Below are 23,238 nucleotides of genomic sequence, written 5' to 3'. Positions count from 1 at the left end.
ACCAGTTAGTTAAAAAGGTTTGGTTTCACCTCCAAGTGCCACCTCTCCCTGCGAATTCGACGGTTGGAGCGGACGGCCGCAGACAACGTTGCAACACGATCACGGCAACCGGTCTCGAAGAAGGGCGAGCACGTGGCGTTCCGAATGTGGACGTGACACATGCATCGAGACCGATAGGTAATGCTTAATTGGTCGGGGTCGGTTCGTTCTCGTAATGAATCACCGCTCGCGCGAACGGTCCCCTCTCGGTCGCTCGCTCCGAACCGAACCGGCGATCGGACACCGCTGAGATGTCGGGAACACGCATCGCTCTCTGCCCACATCTCTCGGTCGAGCACTACCGCGGCGGCGAGAAGTGGGTCTGTGCGCTCGCCAACCGACTGGCCGCCGACGGCATCGACGTCTCGGTGCGCGCGCTGCCGTACGCTCCGGGAGGTGAGCGCCGCGTCGACGTGCGCGAGGTGCTCGATTCCCAGGTTCCCTACCGCGAGTCGTGGCACCACGACCTCTCGGAGTTCGATACGGCCTACGTCTTCTACAACCCCTTCTCGGAGGTGTTCTTTTCGGGTGGTGGCACCCGCATCGCGGGCATCCACTCGTGGGTCTACGTCTCGAAGAAGCTCTACGAGGCCCATTATGGACTAGTGCCCACGACCACGAAACTGCTCTACCGACTGCTCGGCAAACACGACCTCTCGCGCTTCGACGTCGTCCACTCGGTGACGCCGGCCTACGAGTCGCCACATCCCAACACGGTGCACATCCCGAACTTCGTCGACGCCGAGCAGTTCACCCCCGACCGGAGAGACCTTGACGATGAGTTTACCGTGCTCACGACCGCCGCACACATCCGCGAGAAGGGCTGGGACACGATTCAGGACGTGGCCGCACGCCTCCCGCCGGAGATCCGCGTCGTGACGACCGGCGATGGCGCGGGCGACGTTGAGGGGCTGGGCTTCCTCACCGAAGAAGAACTCGCCGACGCCTACGCACGCGCTCACGTCGTGCTCCACCCGGCGCGCGTCGACACCGACAGCATGGTCATCAACGAAGCCTGTGCATCGGGTACCCCGGTGGTGACGACGCCGCTTTCGACACACGTCCGCGAGAACGAGGCCGTGTTGCAAGCGGAGACCGCCCGCGGAATGGCCCACGCGATCGCCCGCCTCCACGGCGAGTGGCTCCACGACGACGGCTACGAAGCGCGCTGTCGGCGTGCGCGCGCCGAGGGCGAATCGCACAGCTTCGAGGCGATCTATCCCAGACTGAAATCGCTGCTCGTCTCGCCGCCGGTCAGAGACGAGAACGGCCCGACCCGGACGGAGGTGCGCGCGTGAGCGTCCTCGACACCGTCCGCGAGCGCTCGCTGTTCGACCCGCAGAACAAGCGGCTCGTGATGTACATCATGGTCGGGGTCGTGGGGTTGGTCATCAATCAGGGACTGACCGTCGGACTGCCGCGACTCGGCATCTCGTACGTGATCGCCGGACTGGCTGGCCGCATCGTCAGCACGCTCTCGAACTACGTGCTGAACGATAGCTGGACGTGGCGCGGGCGCGGCGCGGCGGGCTTTGGCCAGTGGTGCTGGCGCGGCGTCAAATACGTCGCCACTCGCCTCGTCGGCATCGCCATCGGCACCGCCGGTCTCGTCGTCTTCTACGACTTCGTGGGCGTGCCCCTGTTCTGGGCGAACCTCTTCTCGATGGGGCTCGGTCTCCTCTGGGGCTTCGGCGCGAGCGAGAAGTGGGTCTGGGCGACCGAGGACTCCTCGCTGTCGCTCGATTCGGTCAAACGCTACGTCGGCGAGGACAAGCGTGAGTAAACTCACGGAAACGCTCACCCCCGGTTCGACCGGCTCCGCGACCGAGCGACTATTCGACGCCCTCCCCGAGCGGGGCAGCCCGACGTGGTACGTGCTCGGACTCGCGCTCGCGCTGTTCGTCGGCTTTTCGATCTACACGTCGCTGATGCACGCCCGCTTTCAGACCACGGGCGCGGACCTCGGGGCCTACACGCACATGTTTTCGAGCACGCTGCAGGGCGAGGGGTGGCTCCAGCACGGCAAATACCGTGCGAGCCAGCCCTACGGCTCGTACTGGGGGGCACACTTCTCGCTGACCCTGCTCCTCTTTCTCCCGCTGTTCGCGCTCGTTCCCTCGGTCTACACGCTGCTGGTCGCCAAATCGTTCGTGCTCGCGGCGTCGGTGGTGGTCCTCTGGCTGGTCGCGCGCGACCGCCTCGACAGCGACCGCCTCGCAGGGATCGTAACTGTCTCGTACGCGTTCAACCCGTTCCTCTGGTCGGCGTGGTCGTTCGACTTCCAAGAGCAGGTGTTGATTCCACCGCTCCTGTTCGCCGCCTACTACTTCTACCAGCGCGACCGCTCGGTGCTCTTTCTGGCCTTCCTCGCGCTCGTCCTCTTCACCAACGAGTTCGTCATCTTCCCGGTCGCGGGCTTCGTCGGTGGGCTGTTCGTCGCCGCAGCCGTAGCGGGCCGACTCAAAAAACGCAGCCCGGCCATCCTCGGTGCGGGCGTGCTCGTGGTCGTCGCACGCGTCGTTTCGAGCGCCGTCATCGACCGGTATAGCGTGTTCGGCGGCCTTCCCACGTACGTGGTCGCCGAACCGCTACAGCCGTTCATTCAGGGGATGGGACGGGTGTCACTCGTCGACCTCGCCGCGACCGTCCTCGCGAACCCGCTTCTCCTGGTCGATTCGGCCACCTTCGCCGTCGCGGACAAACTGCTCTTCTTCGCGGCGTTCATGCTCCCAGTCATGTTTCTCGCGCTGTTCGACGAACTTTCGCTGGCTGCGCTCGTTCCCTATCTCGGCTTCGCGTGGGTGTTCACCGGCGAGGCCAAGGCGGTGTACTTCGAGTTCGGTGCCCACTACCCGCTGTACCTACTTCCGTTCATCTACATCGGCACGATACACGCCCTCCACAGGCTCTCGAAACGATTCGACGGGCTGGCGCGGCCCTCGCGTGCGACGTTTTCGGGACTGCTCTCGGCGGTGTTGGTGCTCTGTCTCGTGAGCGGGGCGGCCTCCGGCGGTGGCCATCTCTCCGTCCCGCCGCCGGCCGACGACGACCACCGCGAAACCCTGGAGACGGCCATCGACTCCATCCCCGAGAACGCCTCGCTCATCGCCCAGAACGACATCTACCCCCACGTGGCGACGCGACCGAACGCCTCGTTCATCGTGAGTCCAGGCACGTTCGGGGCCTACGAGAAGCGCTGGCACCCCGTCATGCCGGACTACCTCCTCGTCGACACACAACTCAACCCGAACGCGCCGTGGTCGAGAGCCGTCCAGGGAACCTACGCCGACCGCCTCGGCGACGAATACGGGTTGTATCGCTATCAGGACGGCATTCAGGTATTCAAGCGCGGCTACGACGGGCCGGTGCGGGGAATCAAGCAAACCGAGCCCGGCGCACGCCGCTACGACGCCGCGAGCATGGCGACGGGCACCGGCGAGCGAAAAGAGGGGACCATCGTGAGTACCAACGGCTCGGAGGGAGATTACATCTGGTTCGGTCCCTACGACACGCTCACGCCCGGCACCTACACCGCGACCTTCCGGGTCGACGTCTCGGGCAGCGGCTCCGACCCCGTCGTGACGGTCGACGTCGGTGGCGGCGACGACCACGGCCGCATCGCCAGCGAGCAGGTCGCGCCCGCGAGCGGCTGGCAGAACGTCTCCGTTCGGTTCACGCTGAACGAGACCACCTCCGACGTCGAGTTCCGTGGGATCCGTGAGGATGATGGTCGGGTCGCGTTCGATGGCGTCCGCGTGAGCTACGAATCGAAAAACGCTACTACGAACGCCTCCGGGGGGAGTTCATGAGCACCGCAGAACGGGTCGCCGCGACCGCCGGCGACTTCCTCCCCGAGCGGGGCAGTCCGACGTGGTACGTCCTCGCGCTCTCGCTCGCGCTGTTCGTGGGGTTCTCGGTCTATCTCTCCGTGCTCTACCGGAGTTTCTGGTTGACGGGTGCGGACTTCGGCAGCTACATCCACATGTTCGAGACCACCCTGCACGGGCAGGGGTTCCTTGAACAGGGCAAGTACACCGTTCGCGGTCCCGATAGTTCCTACTGGGGCGGCCACTTCACCGCAACCTTGCTGGCTTTCCTGCCCATCTACGCGCTCGTCCCGTCGCCCTATACCTTGCTAGTCATCAAATCCGGCCTGCTCGCGGCGAGCGTGCCGATGCTCTGGGTGGTCGCGCGCAGCCACATCGACAGCGACCGGCTCGCGGGGCTGGTGACGGCCTCCTACGCGCTCAACCCGTTCCTCTGGTCGGCGTGGCTGTTCGACTTCCAAGAGCAGATACTGCTTCCCCTGCTGATCTTCGCGGCCTACTACACCTACTCGGAACGGCGCTACATCGCCTTCCTCGCCTTCCTCACGCTCGCCCTCTTCACCAACGAGTTCACGACCATCCTCATTGGAGGCTTTCTTGTCGGGCTAGTCGTAGTCGCCTATCGCGGTGGCCGGCTCCGGCGTGAGATTCCGTACATCGGCGTCGCGTTCGGCATCCTCGTCGTGGCGCGGGCGGTCGCCGGCTGGGCCATCAGTCAATATAGCAACACTTCGGGGTTGCCGACGGACGTCATCGCGGCCCCGATACAGCCGTTCGTCGAGGGCTCGCGCGTCGGCATCGGCCAACTGGTCACGATAGTGCTCGCCAACCCGGAGCTCATCGTCGATTCGCTCTCGGTTGCCATCTTCGACAAGGTGGTCTATCTCGTGCTCTTGCTCCTTCCGGTACTCTTCCTCGCGGTCGCCGACGAACTCTCACTTGGATCGCTCATCCCGTTCATGGGCTTCGCGTGGGTCTTTGCCGGGCGGGACGTCTACTACACGTTCGGCGCACACTACCCGCTCTACTTGCTGCCGTTCGTCTACATCGGCGCGGTGCGCGTGCTCTCACACGTCGACACCAGCGAACTCGTCGAGACCGAGAGCGCGCGGGCGTCGGCGCGCACGGTGTTGTCGGGACTGCTCGCGCTCGTACTGGTGGTCAATCTGGCCGTTGGGGTCGCCATCGGCGCGGAGAAAGACGCCGTGCCGCGGACCACCGAACACACCGAGACGCTGGAGGAGGGTATCGACACCATCCCAGACAACGCCTCGCTGCTTACCCAAAACGATATTTATCCGCACGTCGCCGAGCGGCCGAACGCCAATTTCACCGCGAATCGCACGCTGTTCTATCGCTATCAGCGTAATAATCAGAAGCCGACACCGGAGTACATCCTCATCGACACGAAACTCGAAACGCAGGGCGTCGAGTGGGCACAGCCGGTCAGGACGACCTACACCGACCAGCTCGGCAAGGAGTACGGACTCGCGCGCTACGACGACGAGGTGTGGGTGTTCAAGCGTGGGTTCAACGGCTCGCCGGAGGGAATCGGCGGCAATTATACCGTGGAGCCGCGCACGTACGAACTGTCGGACGTCATCCCGAACGACGCGCTCCGCATCGACGGCCAGCTCGTCGGCTCGGGCGGCGGTGAGGGCACCTACTATTGGTACGGCCCGAGCGCGATGCTCCCGCCCGGCGAGTACGTGGCGACCTTCCGGGTGAACGCGACGAGCGCCGGCGAGCGGCCGGTCGCGAACCTCGAAGTCGCCGCGGGCACCACACCCCGGCCGGTCGCGGCCGAGAACGTCACGGACACCGACGGTCTCGAAACCGTCACCGTCCCGTTCACGCTCGATCGAATGCACTCGAACGTCGAGTTCCGCGCCTCGCAGGCCGGCGGCGCGGGGCGGTTCGCGTTCGAAAACGTCACCGTGCAGTCGGCCGGCCGGACGAACGAATCGTCCCCGACCGACCGTCGGGCCGCGGTCGGGGACGGCTCGAATGCAGAAACGGTTTTCCATCCGAACAGCGAGTAGTACGTATGCGAGAGGACGTGCGGGCGTATTGTCGGGCCGTCGCGGCGCGCTCGCGGCGGTTCGAGCGGCGCGAGCTACACGAGTTCCGTCGCTGGCTCGAAAGCACGCGCAACCTCGTCCATCTGTCGGTCGTGCTGTTCGTCCCCCTGCTGGTCGGTCTGGTGACGCTCGTCTCGAACGCGACGAACCTCTCCTTTCTGCTCTTTCCGCCGTTGGCCTCCGGGGCGTATCTCCTGTTCGCCCACCCCGAAGAACGCTACTCGTCGCCGCTGCGGTTCGTCGCGGGGCTGACCGTCGGCGCGCTGTGTGGCTGGCTCGCCGTCGAGGCGACCGGCTGGCTGTTCTACACGGGCGGCTCCCAGCCGGTTCACGCCTCCAGTGCGGCGCTCGCGATGCTGCTCACCGGCGGGGCGACGTGGGCGTTCGGCGTCGAGGAACCGGCGGCGTTCTCGACGGCGCTGCTCGCGGTCGTCGACGACGCGCCCGGGTTCAGTTACGTGCTCAGCATCGCCGTGTCGAGCCTGCTCGTCGCCGGCGTGTTCGTCCTCTGGCACCGGCGGGTCTACCGCCACCGGGCGCGCTATCTCTACCAGTCGACCAAGGGCGACGACCACGTCCTCGTGCCGATGCGCGGCGCACACGCCGACGCGACGGCCACCTTCGGCGCACGTCTCGCCGCCGCCCACGACGCCGGCAAAGTGGTGCTCCTCGATATCGTTGCGCCACCGGAAAACGTCGCCACCGACGGCGGGACGGACACCGAAGTCTCGATGGCGACGAAGACCCACGCGAGCCACCTCGAAGCGTGTGCCGAGCGCATCGAGGAGACGATGGACGTCCCCTGCGAGGTGGTCGTCATCGAGCGCGGAGCGGAATCGCCAGCGACGACGGCGCTCGGAGCCGCTCGCGAGGCGAACTGTGACCTCATCGTGACGCCCTACGAGCGCTCCGATGGGCAGACTTCGACGTTCGTCACGTCGCTCTTTCGGACCGATATGGACGTCATCGCCCACCGTTCGGCCGACGGCCGCACCGAGTGGTCGCGGGTGCTCGTCTCGGTCCGGCGCGCGAGCGACGTCGCCCACAGCATGCTCGATTTCGCCTGCCGGCTCACCGGGCGCTCGGGCAAGGTGAGCATCTGTCACTGTGTCGATGGCGAATACGAACGCCGGGACGCCGAGAGCATGCTCGCGGGGCTGGTCGAGACGTTCGACGCCCACATCGAGACCCGCGTCGCACACGGCCCGATCGAGGAGTTCCTCGCCGACGCCTCGACGCGACAGAATCTCCTCATGCTCGGGGCGAGCGCCGACCGGAGCGCCGTCTCGCGACTGCTCTCGCCGGCGACCTTCCAGCGCCTCCACGACATCGAGTGTGACGTCGCCATCGTCGACCGGCGCTACCGGCCGCTCGAACGAGATTGAGAGTGTAAAACAGAGAAATCAATAGAATCATCCCGATGACGATTCCTCTATCTTTTCGGCTAGCTCTTCTGCTTTCTCAGACGAGATTTCAAACAAATTGAGGTCGCCTTCAATGTTCCCGATATACGTTCCACCAGCCTCTTCGACAGTAGTTTCGCTGATTTCGTCTGCGTAGATATGGTGGCCGTTTTCGACCTTCATAATTCCCACCGCAGAATCATCGCGTTCGTTCAAATATCGATACGTCTGTATCAGAAGAGAGGCGCTGCTCACACCGAGCACGGGCGAAAGCTCTCCGGTAAGGAATGCCTCGCCACGTTCAGTGATCTGGTAGACACCTCTCTGAGTTCGTGTCAAAAGTCCGTGGTCGGCGAGATCGCGGCAGCGGTTCCCGACGTGCTTTCGGCTATATGGAAGATCGAGTGCGATGGATTTCGGGGGCGGGCTTCGAGCAGATATCCTCGATTCACATTTCGCGTCAGCCTCGCCCTCGACGGATAAACGTGACCGCGACAGCGAGCGCAGCGAGCGTGTGGAAGGCGTAGCCGACAACGACCAGTAGGCCCGCCGGGCTGCCTGCACCAACGATGGTCCCAAGGTAAATCCCGATTGGAATACCCCACTGACCGCCGAGCGCGGCGATCGTCAAGAGATCAACCCATCCGGCGAACACGTCATCCAGTACAGTGCCATAGAACAGCACGGCGAGTGACCCACCGAGTAAAGGGAGGACGAGACGGCTCATCCATCCCGGAACTGTTTGTGCGCCCTCGAGGAGGATTGGATCTTGGAGCACTGCGATAACGAGTTGGACGGCGAAGCCAGCGACTAACCCAACAAACCCAGAGGCTCTCAGAACGTATGCGAATCGGCTCATAATAGTGGGAAACCGCGGAGTTAGTTGACGGTCGTGGTCGTCTCGTCCGCCGTATCCGCACCAGTCGCGGTGGCGTTCGAGGAGTCGATGGTCGCGGTCACAGTTCCATCAGGGTTCTCGATGATGACATCGAAGGTGAGATTAGCCGTTGAAGCCGAGACGTTCGACCCTCCCATCGATGTGACACCGCTCGCGTCAAGCGAGAGGCTCACTGTCGCCGAGGCGGATTGGCCCTCACCCACCGAGGTCGGGAACGTGGAGCTCGAAATTGTGTTGCCGATGATACTAGTTTGGGGGAAAGTAACGGTAGTCGAACCCTGATAGTTTCCAGGGCCGTCCCCCTGAATTGACTCAACACCCGGAGAACTGAACGAACCGCTGTCGGTCGTGATGCTGACATCGAGAGGCGTGCTGGTGCCTTGATTGACATCTGCACCAACGGTAAGATTGAGCGAGTCGACACCGCCACCGAAGTTACTCCAGTCGAGACTAACTACTGGTGCAATGCTGACGTCCATAACCTCACCGGCGTTCGTAGTGACGGTCACGTCGCCGCCCTCGGCGGCTTCGTACTGCGTCGCCGCGAGCGAGGGTTGAGTACCGTACCAGAGACCCATGCCGGCGAGAGCGCCTGCGCCGACGAGGCCGGCAGCCCCTTTCATGACGCCACGACGGCTGAAGAAGGTGGTCGGTTCGGTGCTGCTAGATTGGGTGTCTTCGTTGTCTGTCATTGTTGTATTCTTTTCACATAGACCCGTTCCTATGCGAAACCAAGATGGGTGTAGGTAGTTTCAACCCCCAACTGGTTAGAATAGTAATTGTTGCATGGGTATAAGTAATTTCCGCTACTATTTTGATAATATATTGGCCCATACCTACAATATAAATTGTCTAGAATAGGGGCAGATGTTGATCTCCATAGAGTAGACTTTTCTGGAAAGGTGAAAAGGCCCGCCCGAGATTCAAGAGTAGGCGCTCTGTGGGTTAGGGTGCAATGGGCGAACAGGAACGGTCACTCGTCGGGCGAGACTGTCGAGGCGTCGAACTCCTCGTCGAGGTAGGCATGGCCGTGTTCGGAGAGGCGATAGAGACCATTGTCGACCGTCTCGATGAGGCCAGCACGAGTGAGTGCGCGCGGCCGGACGCCGGCATATTTCCGAGAGATATCAACACGGAAGACATCGCCTTCTTTCGAGATCGCCAGCGGCGTCAGGTCCCCTCATCATGGAGCGCTTCGAGCAACGAATCGTCAGGGGGTTTCATCCAGTCGGCCCGCTGTCGCATTTCGTCCCGTTCTGCGCCCATTACACTCAAACCCATGTCGGTATAGTGACGAGTAATACCTGAAGGAGTTTATCTCTGTCCCATCAACCTACGTTCCGAACCCGATGGGTATGGGAAAGTATCAGTGAGTGCGACCCTCATGCATTAGACAGCAAGCGCTGGTGACAGATTCCCGCGAAAACGGGAGTCCGAGAGGTGCCTGGCGTCGGTCGGGCCGCTGCGTCGCGGCTCACCGATCGTGCGGTCGACATTACGGGAACCGAGCGGAACGGCATCGGCGGCGACGTCCTCGACAGCGAGCGCGTCGAGACGGCCCTAGAGTCGGTCGGCGTGCCGGCCGCTGTCTCGGCGGCCGATTTCATCGACGCGATCGACGAGAGCAGACAGACCTTCGGCGCTGCGCAGGATCTCGACATCGCGCGCGGCGACGTCGCGGATCTCGTGACTTGCCTCGATCTCAAAGAGGAACTGAAGGCTGGCAGTGGCCGCGCCGCCGAGCACTTCGAAGGAGGGTCGGCATGAGCGCTGATGGACGAGCGGACGAACCGGAACTACAACAGTCCGCGCACGCACGGGCGGCCACGCAGTTGCGCGTCACCAGCGACTCGATGGAACTCGGCGACGTCGAGGAATCGATCGAGCGCGTCGGGCGGGCGCTCGCCCTGATCAACGAGATCGATGACGAGCGCCGGACGTTCGGCTACCCATCGAAAGATGACGACTGGGAGCGTGGTCGGCGATGAGCGCGCTCACGCTGCTGGCCGGGCTAGTTGCGATTGTCGTTTTCACGTGGGCAGTCTACGTGTTTGCGCGGTTCATCACCGGCTATCCGAGCCACAGAGCCGATGCGTGGGAGCGTCGCGAACTGCGAGGTGAAAAAACGGTGAGCCAGACTGTCGAACGCGAGAGCGTGGCCGACATCGTCGACGAACACCGCGACGTGTTGAGACCGTCGCCGACGGCGACGACGGCGCGGCCGAACTGGCACAGAACATCCTCGCCGAAGCGGAGGCCGACAATAGTTGATAAAACAAATACCGCGATACAGAACTCAGTCCCTGGCCGCCTCGCGGAGGAATGGATACTCTTCGAGGAGTGCACCGATTTTGGCGACGGCATCGGCCCGCTCTCCGGACGCACTCGCCGCCGACGAGACTACGGTACTGTTCTGTTCGGCCACCACGTCCGCACCTTCGGGCGAGAGCGCTTGCCCGCACCACACAGGTGTCTTTCTCGCGCGGCGTCTTCTTCAAGCAGCGCAGGCATTCGAGCGGTCCGATCGGGTCCGGTTTGGATTCCGAAACGTCCAGCCCGTGGGCCGCAGCGAGAGCGCGGTCGGCGTCCTCACTGAAGACGGCGACGTAACGGGCGGCGACCGACGACCCGCGCGTCCAGCCGTGGTGATCCTCGATGTGTGCCTGCGGAAGGCCCTGCGAGGCCAGAAACGACGCGCTTGATTTACGGAAGTTCGTGAGCGTCACCGGCCGACTGATACCGGCGCGGTCGGCGGCGTCCTTGAAGATGCGCTTGAAGCCGTTGTAGGACAAACCTATAGCGTTATCCGATTCACGCGGCCAGAGCGGGGCGTCCGGGTCGTCAGCATGGGAGTGCGCCGACAGCCAGCGATTCAGGTAGGGAACGCTCGGGATGAGTGTTACCGTGCGCTGGCCGGTCTTGCCGTCGACGGTGACCTGCAGGCCATTCGAATGATCGGTGACGTCGCCGACTTCGAGATCGCGGAACTCGCCCGAACGCGCGCCCACATCCCACGCGACGGCGACCATCGCGGCGTCGCGGACGTTCTCGCAAGCCTCAATGAGCGGCTGGATATGATCGTTCCAGTGGAGGATATCGCCTGATCGAACACCAGGGTCGTAGTTGCGCGAGGTCTGGCCCGACACCCACGCGATTGGATTCAGGCGGGTGCTCGCTATCGTGCGTGGTTTCGGGCGCGACGCGGTAGTCACGGTTGGTCTCTTCGTTGTCGTAGGTCCGGTTGATCCAGCGGACGATGTCCTCGGCTGCGTTGCGCTCGTCGAGTGCGTCGGCCAGCCCGCCGACCTCTTCAGCCATGCGCGTACAGTGACAGAGGAGCTTCTCGTGGCGGTGGTCGGAGTATTCGGTGGCGAGCAGGAACAACTGGTGGGAGAACTTGATGAGCACCTCGATGTCATCGTCAGTAATGTCCTCGGAGGTGCGAATCCGGTCGCGGAGAACGTCGATGTTCTCGGCGGGGGTGCGGGCCATACTACCGCCGAGAAGCCCCGAGGCTTTGAATCTAGGCGAGAGAGCCGGTGGGGGGATTTGAACCCTCGGCCTAATCCTTACGAAGGATTCGCTCTAGCCAGTCTGAGCTACACCGGCCCACTCGGTACTGGACTCACGAACGGTATAATCGTTGCGAATCGATGCCGCTGGACCATCATCGGTCGTCGATTCACGCCCGCAGTCGCACGTCGAGGCGGACGTTCAGTTCGTGGGGTGCGTACGAGCGCACCGACTGGCGGGCTTCGACCGTGACCTCGTAATTCTCGGCGGCCGCGCGGACGGCGCGCTCGCCCGGACCGTACGGGTCAGACTCGTGCTGGATGTCGTAGTAGTGTATCAGACAGTCCTCACCCGCGAGGCACACCGCTGCCTCCAGAAACTCGTCGGCGCTGTGGGGCAGGTTCATGACGAGCCGGTCGGCCCAGTTCTCGTACTCTTCGGCGACCGTGCGCACATCGCTCTCGATAGCCGTGATCCGTTCGGGGACATCGTTGCGCCGTGCGTTCTCGCGGAGGTAGTCGACGGCCGCAGGGTTCAGATCGACGGCGACAACCTCTGCACCGCGCTTGGCCGCCGGAATCGCAAAGGGGCCGACGCCGGCGAACATGTCGACCACCCGCTCGCCGGCTGCGATCGTCTCGGTGACGCGGTGGCGCTCGGTCGCCAGTCGAGGCGAGAAGTACACCGCGGCGACGTCGAGGGCGAACTCGCAGCCGTATTCGCGGTGGACTGTTTCGGTGCTGTCACCGGCAAGGTGGTCCCACTCGCGGGTGCGGAACTCGCCGGTGACCTTCGAGGCGCGATTCAGGACGGTTTTGACTGGGAGCGCCGAGTCCATCACCGCCGCGGCGATCCGCTCTGCGCACTCGGGATCGTCCTCGTCGACGAGCACGACGTCGCCGAGGCGCTCGTAGGTCGGCTCGAATCCGAGAATATCGGCGGGCATGACCTGCGTCTCGCGTGCCGGTGCGTCGTGCGTGACGATCGTGTACTGGTCGGGAACCGCCTCGCTGTCGGTGACGGGGATGAAAATCCACCCGTCGACGACGGTGATTTCGTGCCCGCGGTCGACGAGTTCGCGCTCGGCGAGTGCCGCCCGCACGGTTTCGCCGTTCTCGCGCGCGGCGCGGACGCACGGCAGTTCCATGCCCGCAATCGCCGCCGGGCCGGCCTAAGCGTGGCGTTTCGCGCCGGTGATCGACGGTGCGAGTCGTTTAATCCGCCCGCCGCCCGAGGCGGGCCATGCTCACCTTCGTTGGCCTCGGTCTCTACGACGAGCGCTCGATCACGGTCGAGGGTCGAGAAGCACTTCGGGACGCTGAGCAGGTCTTCGCCGAGTTTTACACCAGCAAACTGGCGGGAACCACGGTCGAAGACCTCGAAACCTCCCACGATATCTCCATCGAGGTCCGCGACCGCGCTGGCGTCGAGCAGGACCCGGACCCGATCCTCGATAGCGCCGAAACACGTCCAACGGTATTTCTCGTCGCCGGCGATCCGATGGTTTCGACGACACATACGGACCTCAGGCTCCGCGCCCACGAGCGCGGCATCGAAACCCGAATAGTCCACGGAACGACCGCTCAGGCCGCCGCGGGCTCGCTCACCGGCCTCCAGAACTACCGCTTCGGCAAGGCCACAACTGTGCCGTTCGCCTACCGGGATCGACCAGTGCCGAAAAGCGTCGTCGAAACCATCGAAGCGAACCGCGAGCGCGGCCTGCACACGCTCTGCTATCTCGATATCAAGGCCGCGGAGGATCGGTACATGAGCGCCGACATCGCTGCCGAGCGACTCGCGCCGGAATTCGATGGGTTGGGAGTGGTCGTCGCCCGTGCCGGCAGCCCCGACCCGCTCGTGGTCGCCGATCGACTGTCGGCGCTCGCGGAGGGTGAGTTCGGCGACCCGCTCCACCTGCTCGTGCTTCCGGGCGACCTGCATCACCTCGAACGCGAGGCGCTCGAAGCGCTCGCCGACGCGCCGCCAGAACTACTTTAGCCGTCGTTCGTCACGGGGCCGCCGTCGGCACACACTCACGGGCGATGCCCGCTCGTGCTATCCGAGGCGCGTTGCGCCTCGCGCACCCCGACGCCGAGCGCACCCCGGAGGTCGTATTCCGTACCCGTGGCCATGAACAGCACGTCCTCGATGACGACCATGATCTCGGGCAGTTCGCGGACGACGACCCACGTCACCCCCACGAGCGCCAGCACGGAGAGGCTCTGGGCGAGCACGCGATCGACGATGAAATACGAGACCTTGTAGGGATCGCTCGCGCCGAACAGCCCCATCACGAGGTCGGGAAAGAAGTGGAACTTCTGCAGCCCGAACCCCAGCCCGATGAAGACGTTGCGAACGAGGTTCAGCGCGTAGATCACCGGAATCGAGACGGCGAGTGCACGGAGTTTCCGGGAGAGCGGGGCCGCAACCGCCGCGATGAGACCCCCGAAGATGGCCATGCTGCCGATGCCGGTGCAGGCGATGAGGATGGTGTAGGTGATAGTGTGGCCGCCGTCGACGAACCAGAACGTGCTCTGGTAATCGGGATAGCTCCCCCCGGGAACCGCCGTGCCCGAGACGATCGTGGGGTTCGCCCCTATCAGTTCCATCAGGAAGGCGGTCTGACTCGTCACACTCTCGATGAGGAACTCTTGGAGCGCGGGAATCGTCTCGAACGGAAAGAAGATCAGCCCCATCGCGGCGATTGCCCGCGAGAGCACGAACAGCGAGTCGCGCCCGCGAGCGAGCAGGAATCCGGCATACGCACTCGTCGGCACGGCCACGAGCACCCCGATCCCCTCGATGAAGCTCTTCTGGACGAACGCGAAGTGATGGAAGACCGACAGCCAGAAGACGGCGAAGACGCCCCATGCGGCGACCGTCACCGGCCGGGCGAGACGGCTATCGCGCCACGAGAGCAACCCACCGGCACCGAAGGCGAGCACCGAGAGCCACGCCAGCGGGTCCGAGAACCGACCGAACCACGCGAGCGCACCCAACAAGCCGTCGAGCATTCGCCTGCTCTACGGCGATGTGGAGTATAGGTTTTGCCGTTCCCGTCAGTCCCGTCGCCACGCCAGTCCGGCCAGCGAGAGCGCGAGCAGTGCAGCGACGACGCCGAAGCCGGGACCGCTTCCGTCGGTCGTCCCGGTCGTCCCGGCCGCGGTGGTCGCGGCCGTGGTGTTCGTCGTTTCGACGGTCGTCGTGTCGACGACCGTCAATCGGGCACGCGCGGTGACGGGGCTGCCGTTCGTGGTGTACGGCTCGTCCTCGCTCCCGTTGGAACTGCTGAAATCGTACACCTGATTGTCGTTGCTGTCGGTGTGGGCCATCACGACCACCCGCGTGTCCTCCCGGAGTGGTTCGGCAAGCGAGACGGTGACGTTCTCGGCGGTGCCGTTTTCGAGATAGCTCGACGCCCCGAGGACGCTTCCCACGGGATCGGTCGAGACGTTCGGCGCGTGAACGACGACGAACCCACCGTCGGGGAGCGTCGCGTTCCGCACCGTCACCGTCTCCCCGTCGGTCGTCCCGTCGGCGACGGCGAGCGCTGCGGTGCCGTTGGTCGATTCGTTCGTCCGGTCGGGTCGGACGGTGACGTTCGTCCGGTCGCCGGTTCCCAGGGGCCCGTCGGCCCGCACGGAGACGGTGGTTCGGGGCGTCACCGCCGAGAGGTTGAACGAGGCGACGAACGAGCCGTTCGGCTTCACGCGGGTCGTGTTGGTCTTGACGAACGGGCTGGTGCCGTTTCGCTGGAGGCGGACCGTCACCTCGCTACCGGGCGCGACGCTCGTCGTGCCGGTGACGGTCTGGTTCGAGTCGGCGGCCAGCGAGGGGTCGCCGAGACCGAGTTCGGTACCGACGAGCGTGACGTTCGCGCCGACGGACTCGTCGCTTTCGGCGAGCGCGCTCTCGCCGTCGAGGGTGAGCGTGTTCTCGAAGGTGTCGCCGGCGGCCACCGTGCCGTTTTCGAACACCGCCGCTCCCGTGTCGACGTTGACGTAGAGCACGTCGTTGCGCGGGTCGGGAACGACGCGAATCGAGTCGTTCGCGAGGCTGCGACTCAGATCGAGGCGTTTGGGCGGGCGGTTCGTGGCCGGGTTCGTCTGAACCATGCTGAAATCGAGCGTACCGTTGCCGAGCAGTTCCGTGACGTTCGCGACCGCGAGCGCGCCGTAGACGCCCGAGAGCTTGAACTGGTTGACCGAGACGTCGCCGATGGCCACGCTGTCGGTCGCTGTAATGCGGCCGCTCTCGACGGCGGTGGCGACCTCGCTCGCGTTCGTCGCGTTGTCGAAACTCGCCGCCGGCGCGGTCCACGTGATGAGTTCGCCGGTCGTGCGCTCGGTGAGCGCGAGCGTGGCCGTGTCGGTCCGCCGGTCCTCGACTCGTACCGAGAGGTTGTAGCGACTCGTTTCGAGGGGGCTGTCGAGCGGGTCGGTCGTCCGGTTCGTCTCGACGACCGCGTCGCCCTCGGCGGTCTCGTACACCCGGTCTTCGGTTCCCTGGCCGGCGATGTACGTGTTCATCAACAGCGTCACGTGCCCGTCGCCATCGCTGTCGTTGACGGTGACGTTCGTCTCGTAGTTGACCGCCTCGCTGCCGACCGTGACGGTCGCACTCGTCGTTCCCGAGAGGTTCAGCCCTATCGCGGCGATGTCGCCACGCTCCTCGCTCACGGTCGAGCGCTCGAACGACGCCGTCGGCCGGTCGGTCGCTCGACCGGAGTCCTGTGCCGTCGCCGGTATTGCGCCGACGACCGCCGCGAGCACGACGACCGTCGCGAGCGCGACCCCGTACCGGGCGCTCACGGTCGCCACACGGACGAGTGAGGTTCCGAACTCGGGGGCGATACGGGAGGGGCTATCGAGGGGTCCCGGCGCATCGACCGGGAGCGAATGGGCTGGCCTGGCATCGTTCCTCGGCGTATGGCTGAAAGGATAGACTCCCCTTATAAGTGTTTTGTGGTGGAAGGTCCATCGGTGACGAATCCCCGAAGACACTCAGCGCGGTTCGGCGACGACCGCGAGGTGGTCGGCGTGGAACGGGTCGAGCCGACGGCTGTCGAGAACCGTGTATGTCTCGCGCAGTTCGTCGAGCGCGTCGGCGAAGACCGCCTCGGGGTCGCACGTGGCGTCCTCGCTTCTGGCCTTGATGGACAGACAGAGGCGTCCGTCGTCGGCCAGAAACCGTCGGTTCGCCCGCGCGACCCGTGCCTGTCCACGCGTCGCCACGTCCTGAACGAGGAGGTCGAGACCGCTCTCGACGACGTGGGCGTAGGTCTCGGGGCGGCGGGCGTCCTTGAGCAGCGGCAGGAGGTTCGTGCGCGTCTCGGCGACCGAGAGCAGATCGCGCAACGGCCGTGCGGCGAACTCGACGGCGTAGGTTGGACCAGAGACGTCCGCGACGTGGCTGACGGTCGTGCCGTTGGCCGCCCCGAGATAGAGGACTTCACTCCCGCTTTCGAGCCCCGGCTCCATCCCGAGTTCGTACATCGCGCCGACCTTCGATCGGTGGGCGTCCCACGCGCGCCAGCCGTCGGCGACCGGTTCGCCGTAGACCGCTTCGCCCCGCGTGGCGAGACGCTCCTCGCCGTCGAAGGCCCGGTACTGAATCCCGTCAGGCAGCGCCATCGTCCCCTCCGTCGTCGCGGATCTGGGCCATGCGCTCTTCGAGGTCGGCATCGAGGGTCGGTCGCCGGTCGCCGGAGTAGTGGTCGATACGTGCGGCGATGGTGAGTTTGCCCGCGAGCGCGCGCGCCGCCGATCCGCGTTTGTCGGGGCGCGTGCCACGGACGTACTCGTGGACGTAGATGACGCCGTGTTTCGGCGAGGGGGCCTGCCCCCGGAGGTGGGCGAACAGCGCCTCCTCCGCGCCGAGGACCTGCACCGTGCTGCTCGACGTCTTGGCGAGCGACTCCAATCCGCCGCCGAGCGCGAGCAGCCGCGCCGCGAGCGTCGGCCCGGCGAGCGCTGCGAGGTTCGGTGCAGCGTCTCTCACTACTCGCTCGACGAACCGTTCGAGCGATTCGCGTTCGTCGTCGAGTTCGACCGCCCGTTCGGCGAGCGCGACCAACCGCTCGTCGGCGGGTTCTTCGGGTAGGGTGTCGGCGAGTTCGCGGCAGTAGTCGAGTCCGGTCCCTGATTCGGAGTAGCGACTCGCGGCCCACTCGGCGACGCGTTCGGCGAGTTCGTTCGCCGTCCGTCCGGCGTCGTCCATCGCGCGCACCGCGTGGATGACCTGCCGGTCGTCGGCGCGCTCGCGTGTTTCCATCCCCTCTCGCGCCGCCGCCATCGCCGCCTCGTGCAGGCGGGCGTAATATGCCTCCTCGTCGGCGGCAAAGCCCGATTCGATGGCGCTGGCGGGCCAGTTTTCGGGGGTTTCGGCGCTGCCCTCGCGGATGCGCGTCGCGCCCGTCGCGTCGCCCGCGAGACCGGCGAACCATCCCTCGCTCATGCCCGCCGTAGCCGACCGGCGGCGAAAAGCGACCCGGTACGTGCGTGGCGACGACCTCACACGAAACCCCTCGTTCACGTTCCCAGAAAGAGCCGGCTTCGGCGAATCATCCATCCGCCGTCTCGACCGCCGAGACGTGCTCTTTCGAACGGTTCCAATCGAATTTGGGCCTGTTTTGGGGATACTTTCATATGCGATACCGGCGAAGTGATCCTCGTGCAGCGGTGCACGGAACAACAATGACAGACGAAGAAACCATTCGTGAGAACTCGGACGGCGTTCTCGATTTCGTTGGACAGGTAAGCGATCAACTGCGCTCGCGGCGGGCGTTCATGGGCGACGCGGCGAAAGTCGGGGCCGGCGCGGCCGCGCTCTCGGCGGTCGGAGCCGGCACCGTCGCCGCGAACGACGGCAACGGCGACAGCAGCGATGGCGGCAACGGCGACGGCAGCGACGACGTGAGCGACATCGACATTCTGAACTACGCGCTCACGCTCGAACACCTCGAAGCGGCCTACTACAACGACTTCCTCGACAACTACTCCGAGAGCGACGTCGAGCGCTCGGAGGTGGCCAAGTACTTCGCGCGGCCGACCCTTCGCTACTCGGTCTATCAGCAGATCGAGGACGTCCGTGACCACGAGGAGGCCCACGTCGACGCGCTCACCAAGACCATCAATGACCTCGGCGGCACGCCCGTCGAACCGGCGAACTACGAGTTCCCGTACTCGTCGATTCAGGAGTTCATCGCGGTCGCCGACCGCCTCGAAGCCGTCGGCGTCTCCGCCTACGCGGGTGCCGCACCACTGATCTCGAACCCCGACATTATCCCGCCGGCGCTCTCGATTCACTCCGTCGAGGCCAACCACCAGACCTACTTCCAGCTGCTGAACCTCCAGCGGCCCGCACCGAACGCGTTCAACCCCGCGCGCTCGATGGACGAAGTGCTCGGCATCGCCAAGCAGTTCATCGTGAGCGAGGAGGACGCCCCGGAGATGGCGTCGGCGACGTTCGAGGATCAGAGCTCCGACGGGTCGAGCGTGACGGTCGCCTCGGCGGCACTACCGGACGGCGGGTTCGTCGCCATCCACGACAGCAGCCTGCTCGACGGCAACGTCGCCGGCAGCGTCATCGGCGTCTCGGAGGCCTACGACGCCGGTACGCAGATGGACGTCGAGATTCCGCTCTACTCGGGCGTGCCCGGTGGAGACTTCGACCAGTCGAGTCTCGACGGAGACCAGACGCTCATCGCCATGCCGCACCTCGACACCAACGGCAACGGGAGCTACGACTTCATCACCTCGGGCGGCGAAGAGGATGGAGCCTACACCGCCGACGGCGAGGCGGTCGTCGACGACGCCGAGATCACCGTCGAGTAGACACCTCACTACACCGTTCGAGAGATCGCTTCCCGACGAAATCGCAACCGCAACCGAAGCCGACCGACGATCACGTCGTGGAGTCGTGTGGAATTTTTCGATTCGGAGGTCGTGACCGGGCAAGTAGAGAGTCGGTTGACGGTCCGGAGATCGATCGACGGAACGGTCGCCGTGTCCGGTTCAGTCGAGTTCAGCCGTGGCGTCCGGCGTGCCGTCGAGGCGCACCGCGCGCTCGGCATCCGCCGACCGATAGATGGCGTCGATGACGCGCTGGACGGTCAACCCCTCCGCGATCGTATTTCGCTCCGGGGGCGTGCCGCTCTCGATACCCTCCAGGAACGCCGCCTGTTCGGCCAGCATGGCGTCGTTGGGGCGCGTCGTCACCGTCGTATCCGTCAGGTGGTCCGCACCGGCAGTGCTGCTCTCGTAGATGGTGAGGCTGTTCTCGTTGCGGTCGAACAGCGCTCCGGCGTCGGTTCCCCGGAGCAGGAACTCGTGATTGGTCGGGCGGTTGGTCGCCCACGCGGCTTCGAGGCTCACCGTCGCGCCGTTCGCACACCGGATGAACGCGCTCACCGAGTCGTCGACGTCGAAATCCGACGGTCCGAGGTCCTCACCGAGCATTTCGAGATAGGCGTAGTCCTCGCGCGAACCGAACGCCGAGCGCGTCGTCGCCGACACTTCGACGACTTCGGGGAAATCGAGGAAGAAGAGGGCGAGATCGATGGCGTGGACGCCGATGTCGATGAGCGATCCACCACCCGAAGCCGATTGACTGGTGAACCACGATCCCCGTCCGGGGATGCCGCGTCGCCGGATGTAGTTGGCCTCGACGTGGCGTGGGGTACCGAAGCGCCCCTCGTTCTGGAACCCTTTCAGCACCTCGACGGGGTTCGCAAAGCGGTTTTTGAACCCGGTCATGACGAACCCGCTGCTCTCGTCGGCCGCCGCGGCGATCGCCTCGGCGCTTTCGAGCGAGTGGGCGACCGGTTTTTCGAGGAGCACGTCGAGTCCGGCGTCGAGCGCCGCGACGGCGTACTCCTCGTGATAGCGGTTCGGCGTCGCGACGAGCACGCCGTCAGCGTCGGCGAAGAGATCGGCCACGTCCTCGTACGCGCTGGTCGCGTACGATTCGGCGAAGCGGGTGCGGGCGTCGGGGTCGATGTCGCTGCCGACGACCGTGGCCCCGTTGTCGATGAGACGGTCGGCGTGAAAGCGGCCGACGTTTCCGAGACCGATGATACCGATGGTCGGAGAAGAGGAGGGCATATCGAGCGGCTAAGCGACCATCGGTTGTAAGAATACCGTTCTCCGTATCTTTCAATACAACTGCTCTTCGCGCTCCTCGCGCTCGCTCTCGCGTTTGGCCTCCTCCTTCTCGCGCCGTCGACCACGGAGATACTGCCGGGTCAGTGGGATGAACTTGTTCTTCACGTCGAGGACGAACGACACCAGTCCGTAGGCCCAGAAGACGAACAGCAGCGTCATCCCGCCGACGTAGAGCAATCCGATGTCCGTAACCATATCAGTCGTCCGTCTCGGCCTCCGTACCGGTCGTTCCCTCGGTCCGTGTCGGCTGGATTAGCCCGTGTTCGAGCGCCGCGCCGGAATCGGTATCGAACAGATGGACTTTCTCGCGGTCGAGGACCACCGTCACGGTGTCGCCGGCCTCGATATCGGAGGCGGGATCGACACTCATCTGCAACTGGTCGCCGGCCTCAGGGTCTTCGAGGTCCGTCTCGGCGTCTTCGGTGAGCAGGAGATAGACGAATATCTCGTCGCCCATCGGTTCGAGCACGTCGACGGTCGTCTCGATCTCGGCCGTCGGATGCGAGACCGACCCGGCCTCGTCGGTGGGATAGATGTCCTCCGGCCTGATGCCGAGCGTGACCGCATCGCCCTCGCCGAGGTCCATCGGTCCGGCGTCGAACTCGACGTCGACGTGTTCCGATCCGAAACCGTTGGCACCCACTGTGCCCTCGACGAAGTTCATGCTCGGCGAGCCGATGAACCCCGCGACGAACAGGTTGTCCGGTTCGTTGTAGCAGACGAGAGGGGGATCGATCTGCTGGAGCTGTCCCCCGTCGATGACCGCGATGCGGTCGGACATTGTCATCGCCTCCGCCTGGTCGTGGGTGACGTAGATGATGGTCGTGTCGAGTTCGCGGTGGATGCGCTGGAGTTCCGTGCGCATATGCACCCTGAGCTTGGCGTCGAGGTTCGCCAGCGGCTCGTCCATCAAGAAGACGTCCGGTTCGCGTACCAGCGCCCGCGCGATGGCGACGCGCTGGCGCTGGCCGCCCGACATCTCGCTGGGCATTCGGTCTAACATCCCCTGCATCTGGACGATCTCGGCGGCGTTCTCGACCCGCCGATCCATCTCGTCCTCGTCGAAGCTCCTGAGTCGAAGCCCGAACGAGATGTTGTCGTAGACGTCCATGTGCGGGAACAGCGCGATGTTCTGGAAGACCATCGCGATTCCCCTGTCTTTCGGTGGGAGGTTCGTCACCTCCCGCTCGCCGATGTGTACCGTTCCCTCGGTGGGCATCGTGAGACCGGCGACGGTCTCCATCGTCGTCGATTTCCCACAGCCCGAGGGTCCGACGAGGGTGACGAACTCGCCGTCGGGAATTTCGAGATTCATGTCGTCGACCGCGACGACGTCGTCGTAGCGTTTCGTGACTCCTTCGAGGGTGACTTTTGCCATGTTCTTACTCCTTGAGTGCGCCGCTGGTGAGACCGCTGACGATCCGTTCCTGGGCGATGACCACGAGGATGGCCACCGGCAACACGCCGATGATGCTCGCGGCCGCCATCAGGTTGTACGATGCGGTGTACTGGGTCTGATAGCCCAGAATGCCCCAGACGAGCGGGGCCCAGTTCTGTGCCTGTCCGTCGGTCATCAGGAACGAAAAGAAGAACTCGTTGTAGACGTTGATGAAGGTGAGTACGCCCGCGGTCGCCACGCCGGGTGCCGACAGCGGGATGATCACTCTGAACAGTGCGCCCAGTCGGGTAGTGCCCTCGACGCGCGCGGCGTCTTCGAGTCCGTCGGGGATCTGCCCGTAGAAGGTGGTGAGGATAAATATCGACAGCGGCATGAACAGCGCGCTGAGTGGGAGTCCGATGCCCACTGGCGTGTTGAACAGCATCGGGCTGCTGAGACCAAGTATCTCGACGTTGCCCGTAAAGAGCCGGAACAGGGGCAGGAGAAACGCCGCCGGCGGGAAATACGAGATGGCGAGCACCACCAGCATCAGGACGCCCCGGCCGGGGAAATCGAGTCGGCCAAAGACGTAGCCCGCGAGACTCGCCAGGACGAGCACGAATACGGTGGTCCCGAGCGCGATAACGAAGCTGTTGAACAGGTAGATGTGAAAGGGCAGGCGCTCGAAGACGGTGATGAACGCGCCGGGATTGAATCCCTTCGGCAACAACCCCATGTCGATGATGGCGCTCTCGGGCGTGAGCGCGAGCACCAGCAGCCAGTAGAACGGAAACAGCGTCGTGATGAGGAAGAAGATCGTCACCACGTAGAACATCGCACGGTAGGTTCGGTCCGGGTTCTGAATCGACCCCTTTACCCACCGGGTGAACGGCCCACCCTCGGTTTCGCTCTCGTCGGCCTGTGCGCTCGCCATC

The 23,238-nt window shown here is 64.6% G+C and carries 23 protein-coding genes, 1 tRNA gene and 1 pseudogene; 9 read left to right on the top strand and 16 right to left on the bottom strand.

What is annotated here, in order from left to right; translation table 11 throughout:
* Positions 1 to 290: 290 nt before the first annotated feature.
* The 5 genes from ACP97_RS17940 to ACP97_RS17920 are packed head-to-tail and all read left to right on the top strand — an operon-like array spanning position 291 to position 7,332.
* On the top strand, positions 291 to 1,337 hold the full coding sequence (locus tag ACP97_RS17940; RefSeq protein WP_049999203.1) for a glycosyltransferase family 4 protein: 1,047 nt from the start codon (positions 291 to 293) through the stop codon (positions 1,335 to 1,337).
* Positions 1,334 to 1,822, top strand: coding sequence for a GtrA family protein (locus tag ACP97_RS17935; RefSeq protein ID WP_049999202.1), 489 nt, complete (start codon positions 1,334 to 1,336; stop codon positions 1,820 to 1,822). The genes ACP97_RS17940 and ACP97_RS17935 overlap by 4 nt, the downstream gene beginning before the upstream one ends.
* Positions 1,815 to 3,848, top strand: a complete 2,034-nt coding sequence (locus ACP97_RS17930; protein WP_049999201.1) for a DUF2079 domain-containing protein — start codon at positions 1,815 to 1,817, stop codon at positions 3,846 to 3,848. Before ACP97_RS17935 ends, ACP97_RS17930 begins: the two co-directional genes overlap by 8 nt.
* Positions 3,845 to 5,908 carry a DUF2079 domain-containing protein gene (locus tag ACP97_RS17925; RefSeq protein WP_079977707.1) on the top strand — a complete coding sequence of 688 codons (2,064 nt, stop codon included), beginning with the start codon at positions 3,845 to 3,847 and terminating at the stop codon, positions 5,906 to 5,908. The genes ACP97_RS17930 and ACP97_RS17925 overlap by 4 nt, the downstream gene beginning before the upstream one ends.
* A 5-nt stretch (positions 5,909 to 5,913) precedes the next feature.
* Positions 5,914 to 7,332, top strand: a complete 1,419-nt coding sequence (locus ACP97_RS17920) for an HPP family protein (protein WP_049999200.1) — start codon at positions 5,914 to 5,916, stop codon at positions 7,330 to 7,332.
* 27 nt (positions 7,333 to 7,359) lie between these two features.
* On the opposite strand, the gene ACP97_RS20105 is transcribed toward ACP97_RS17920, so the two are convergent.
* The 3 genes from ACP97_RS20105 to ACP97_RS17910 all read right to left on the bottom strand — a co-directional run bounded on the left by ACP97_RS20105 (position 7,360) and on the right by ACP97_RS17910 (position 8,940).
* Positions 7,360 to 7,614, bottom strand: a complete 255-nt coding sequence (locus tag ACP97_RS20105) for a hypothetical protein (protein ID WP_161782643.1) — start codon at positions 7,612 to 7,614, stop codon at positions 7,360 to 7,362.
* A 196-nt stretch (positions 7,615 to 7,810) separates the two neighbouring features.
* A complete protein-coding gene (locus tag ACP97_RS17915; RefSeq protein WP_237561233.1) occupies positions 7,811 to 8,077 on the bottom strand; it encodes a hypothetical protein in 267 nt (88 codons plus the stop codon).
* 152 nt (positions 8,078 to 8,229) lie between these two features.
* Entirely contained in the window at positions 8,230 to 8,940 is a 711-nt protein-coding gene (locus ACP97_RS17910; protein ID WP_049999198.1) for a twin-arginine translocation signal domain-containing protein, read from the bottom strand.
* 748 nt (positions 8,941 to 9,688) lie between these two features.
* Here ACP97_RS17910 and ACP97_RS17900 point away from each other — a divergent pair.
* Entirely contained in the window at positions 9,689 to 10,015 is a 327-nt protein-coding gene (locus ACP97_RS17900; RefSeq protein WP_049999196.1) for a hypothetical protein, read from the top strand.
* Positions 10,012 to 10,236 carry a hypothetical protein gene (locus ACP97_RS17895; RefSeq protein ID WP_049999195.1) on the top strand — a complete coding sequence of 75 codons (225 nt, stop codon included), beginning with the start codon at positions 10,012 to 10,014 and terminating at the stop codon, positions 10,234 to 10,236. Before ACP97_RS17900 ends, ACP97_RS17895 begins: the two co-directional genes overlap by 4 nt.
* A gap of 308 nt (positions 10,237 to 10,544) precedes the next feature.
* Here the strand turns inward: ACP97_RS17895 and ACP97_RS20940 are convergent, their stop codons facing one another.
* The 5 genes and pseudogenes from ACP97_RS20940 to ACP97_RS17875 all read right to left on the bottom strand — a co-directional run bounded on the left by ACP97_RS20940 (position 10,545) and on the right by ACP97_RS17875 (position 12,908).
* Entirely contained in the window at positions 10,545 to 10,715 is a 171-nt protein-coding gene (locus ACP97_RS20940) for a hypothetical protein (protein WP_237561238.1), read from the bottom strand.
* Positions 10,716 to 10,902: 187 nt separating this feature from the next.
* Positions 10,903 to 11,277 (bottom strand): annotated as a pseudogene (locus ACP97_RS20935) (tyrosine-type recombinase/integrase); the annotation flags it as partial.
* A 28-nt stretch (positions 11,278 to 11,305) separates the two neighbouring features.
* Positions 11,306 to 11,740: a hypothetical protein gene (locus ACP97_RS20930; RefSeq protein ID WP_049999193.1), complete on the bottom strand. Its 435-nt coding sequence runs from the start codon at positions 11,738 to 11,740 to the stop codon at positions 11,306 to 11,308.
* A gap of 42 nt (positions 11,741 to 11,782) precedes the next feature.
* A tRNA-Thr gene (locus ACP97_RS17880) sits at positions 11,783 to 11,857 on the bottom strand.
* A 73-nt stretch (positions 11,858 to 11,930) separates the two neighbouring features.
* Positions 11,931 to 12,908, bottom strand: a complete 978-nt coding sequence (locus ACP97_RS17875) for a class I SAM-dependent methyltransferase (RefSeq protein ID WP_049999192.1) — start codon at positions 12,906 to 12,908, stop codon at positions 11,931 to 11,933.
* Positions 12,909 to 13,003: 95 nt separating this feature from the next.
* Here ACP97_RS17875 and dph5 point away from each other — a divergent pair, with 95 nt between their 5' ends.
* On the top strand, positions 13,004 to 13,759 hold the full coding sequence (dph5, locus tag ACP97_RS17870) for a diphthine synthase (protein WP_049999191.1): 756 nt from the start codon (positions 13,004 to 13,006) through the stop codon (positions 13,757 to 13,759).
* Between the two features lie 35 nt (positions 13,760 to 13,794).
* On the opposite strand, the gene artA is transcribed toward dph5, so the two are convergent.
* The 4 genes from artA to ACP97_RS17850 all read right to left on the bottom strand — a co-directional run bounded on the left by artA (position 13,795) and on the right by ACP97_RS17850 (position 18,217).
* Positions 13,795 to 14,775 carry an archaeosortase A gene (artA, locus tag ACP97_RS17865; protein WP_049999190.1) on the bottom strand — a complete coding sequence of 327 codons (981 nt, stop codon included), beginning with the start codon at positions 14,773 to 14,775 and terminating at the stop codon, positions 13,795 to 13,797.
* Between the two features lie 45 nt (positions 14,776 to 14,820).
* Positions 14,821 to 16,572: a DUF7282 domain-containing protein gene (locus ACP97_RS17860; RefSeq protein ID WP_237561232.1), complete on the bottom strand. Its 1,752-nt coding sequence runs from the start codon at positions 16,570 to 16,572 to the stop codon at positions 14,821 to 14,823.
* 192 nt (positions 16,573 to 16,764) lie between these two features.
* Positions 16,765 to 17,394 (bottom strand): fibrillarin-like rRNA/tRNA 2'-O-methyltransferase, encoded by a 630-nt coding sequence (locus tag ACP97_RS17855; RefSeq protein WP_049999188.1) that lies wholly within the window; start codon positions 17,392 to 17,394, stop codon positions 16,765 to 16,767.
* Complete coding sequence (locus tag ACP97_RS17850; RefSeq protein WP_049999187.1) at positions 17,381 to 18,217, bottom strand: NOP5/NOP56 family protein; 837 nt, start codon at positions 18,215 to 18,217, stop codon at positions 17,381 to 17,383. Before ACP97_RS17850 ends, ACP97_RS17855 begins: the two co-directional genes overlap by 14 nt.
* A gap of 239 nt (positions 18,218 to 18,456) precedes the next feature.
* Between ACP97_RS17850 and ACP97_RS17845 the strand changes: the two genes are divergently transcribed.
* Positions 18,457 to 19,596, top strand: coding sequence for a ferritin-like domain-containing protein (locus ACP97_RS17845; protein WP_049999186.1), 1,140 nt, complete (start codon positions 18,457 to 18,459; stop codon positions 19,594 to 19,596).
* Positions 19,597 to 19,776: 180 nt separating this feature from the next.
* Here the strand turns inward: ACP97_RS17845 and ACP97_RS17840 are convergent, their stop codons facing one another.
* Genes ACP97_RS17840 through ACP97_RS17825 form a run of 4 tightly spaced genes read right to left on the bottom strand, consistent with a single transcriptional unit; the run spans position 19,777 to position 23,237 of the window.
* Entirely contained in the window at positions 19,777 to 20,865 is a 1,089-nt protein-coding gene (locus tag ACP97_RS17840; RefSeq protein ID WP_049999185.1) for a Gfo/Idh/MocA family protein, read from the bottom strand.
* Between the two features lie 51 nt (positions 20,866 to 20,916).
* Positions 20,917 to 21,120 carry a hypothetical protein gene (locus ACP97_RS17835; RefSeq protein ID WP_049999184.1) on the bottom strand — a complete coding sequence of 68 codons (204 nt, stop codon included), beginning with the start codon at positions 21,118 to 21,120 and terminating at the stop codon, positions 20,917 to 20,919.
* A gap of 1 nt (position 21,121) precedes the next feature.
* On the bottom strand, positions 21,122 to 22,303 hold the full coding sequence (locus tag ACP97_RS17830; protein ID WP_049999183.1) for an ABC transporter ATP-binding protein: 1,182 nt from the start codon (positions 22,301 to 22,303) through the stop codon (positions 21,122 to 21,124).
* A gap of 4 nt (positions 22,304 to 22,307) precedes the next feature.
* Positions 22,308 to 23,237: a carbohydrate ABC transporter permease gene (locus tag ACP97_RS17825; protein WP_049999182.1), complete on the bottom strand. Its 930-nt coding sequence runs from the start codon at positions 23,235 to 23,237 to the stop codon at positions 22,308 to 22,310.
* Position 23,238 lies beyond the last annotated feature (1 nt).

This window comes from Halococcus sediminicola, from assembly GCF_000755245.1.
Lineage (GTDB): Archaea > Halobacteriota > Halobacteria > Halobacteriales > Halococcaceae > Halococcus > Halococcus sediminicola.
Note: the sequence above shows the minus strand (reverse complement) of the source record. Positions and strands in the feature narration are given on the sequence as shown.

Excerpts from the sequence above, each read along its gene's own strand:
- ACP97_RS17835 (WP_049999184.1), bottom strand. The coding sequence starts at position 21,120 with ATGGTTACGGACATCGGATTGCTCTACGTCGGCGGGATGACGCTGCTG.
- ACP97_RS17915 (WP_237561233.1), bottom strand. The coding sequence starts at position 8,077 with ATGAGCCGTCTCGTCCTCCCTTTACTCGGTGGGTCACTCGCCGTGCTG.
- ACP97_RS17925 (WP_079977707.1), top strand. The coding sequence starts at position 3,845 with ATGAGCACCGCAGAACGGGTCGCCGCGACCGCCGGCGACTTCCTCCCC.
- ACP97_RS17825 (WP_049999182.1), bottom strand. The coding sequence starts at position 23,237 with ATGGCGAGCGCACAGGCCGACGAGAGCGAAACCGAGGGTGGGCCGTTC.
- ACP97_RS17840 (WP_049999185.1), bottom strand. The coding sequence starts at position 20,865 with ATGCCCTCCTCTTCTCCGACCATCGGTATCATCGGTCTCGGAAACGTC.
- artA (WP_049999190.1), bottom strand. The coding sequence starts at position 14,775 with ATGCTCGACGGCTTGTTGGGTGCGCTCGCGTGGTTCGGTCGGTTCTCG.
- ACP97_RS17895 (WP_049999195.1), top strand. The coding sequence starts at position 10,012 with ATGAGCGCTGATGGACGAGCGGACGAACCGGAACTACAACAGTCCGCG.
- ACP97_RS17910 (WP_049999198.1), bottom strand. The coding sequence starts at position 8,940 with ATGACAGACAACGAAGACACCCAATCTAGCAGCACCGAACCGACCACC.
- ACP97_RS17845 (WP_049999186.1), top strand. The coding sequence starts at position 18,457 with ATGACAGACGAAGAAACCATTCGTGAGAACTCGGACGGCGTTCTCGAT.
- ACP97_RS17940 (WP_049999203.1), top strand. The coding sequence starts at position 291 with ATGTCGGGAACACGCATCGCTCTCTGCCCACATCTCTCGGTCGAGCAC.
- ACP97_RS20930 (WP_049999193.1), bottom strand. The coding sequence starts at position 11,740 with ATGGCCCGCACCCCCGCCGAGAACATCGACGTTCTCCGCGACCGGATT.
- ACP97_RS17830 (WP_049999183.1), bottom strand. The coding sequence starts at position 22,303 with ATGGCAAAAGTCACCCTCGAAGGAGTCACGAAACGCTACGACGACGTC.
- ACP97_RS17875 (WP_049999192.1), bottom strand. The coding sequence starts at position 12,908 with ATGGAACTGCCGTGCGTCCGCGCCGCGCGCGAGAACGGCGAAACCGTG.
- ACP97_RS17855 (WP_049999188.1), bottom strand. The coding sequence starts at position 17,394 with ATGGCGCTGCCTGACGGGATTCAGTACCGGGCCTTCGACGGCGAGGAG.
- dph5 (WP_049999191.1), top strand. The coding sequence starts at position 13,004 with ATGCTCACCTTCGTTGGCCTCGGTCTCTACGACGAGCGCTCGATCACG.
- ACP97_RS17920 (WP_049999200.1), top strand. The coding sequence starts at position 5,914 with ATGCGAGAGGACGTGCGGGCGTATTGTCGGGCCGTCGCGGCGCGCTCG.
- ACP97_RS17850 (WP_049999187.1), bottom strand. The coding sequence starts at position 18,217 with ATGAGCGAGGGATGGTTCGCCGGTCTCGCGGGCGACGCGACGGGCGCG.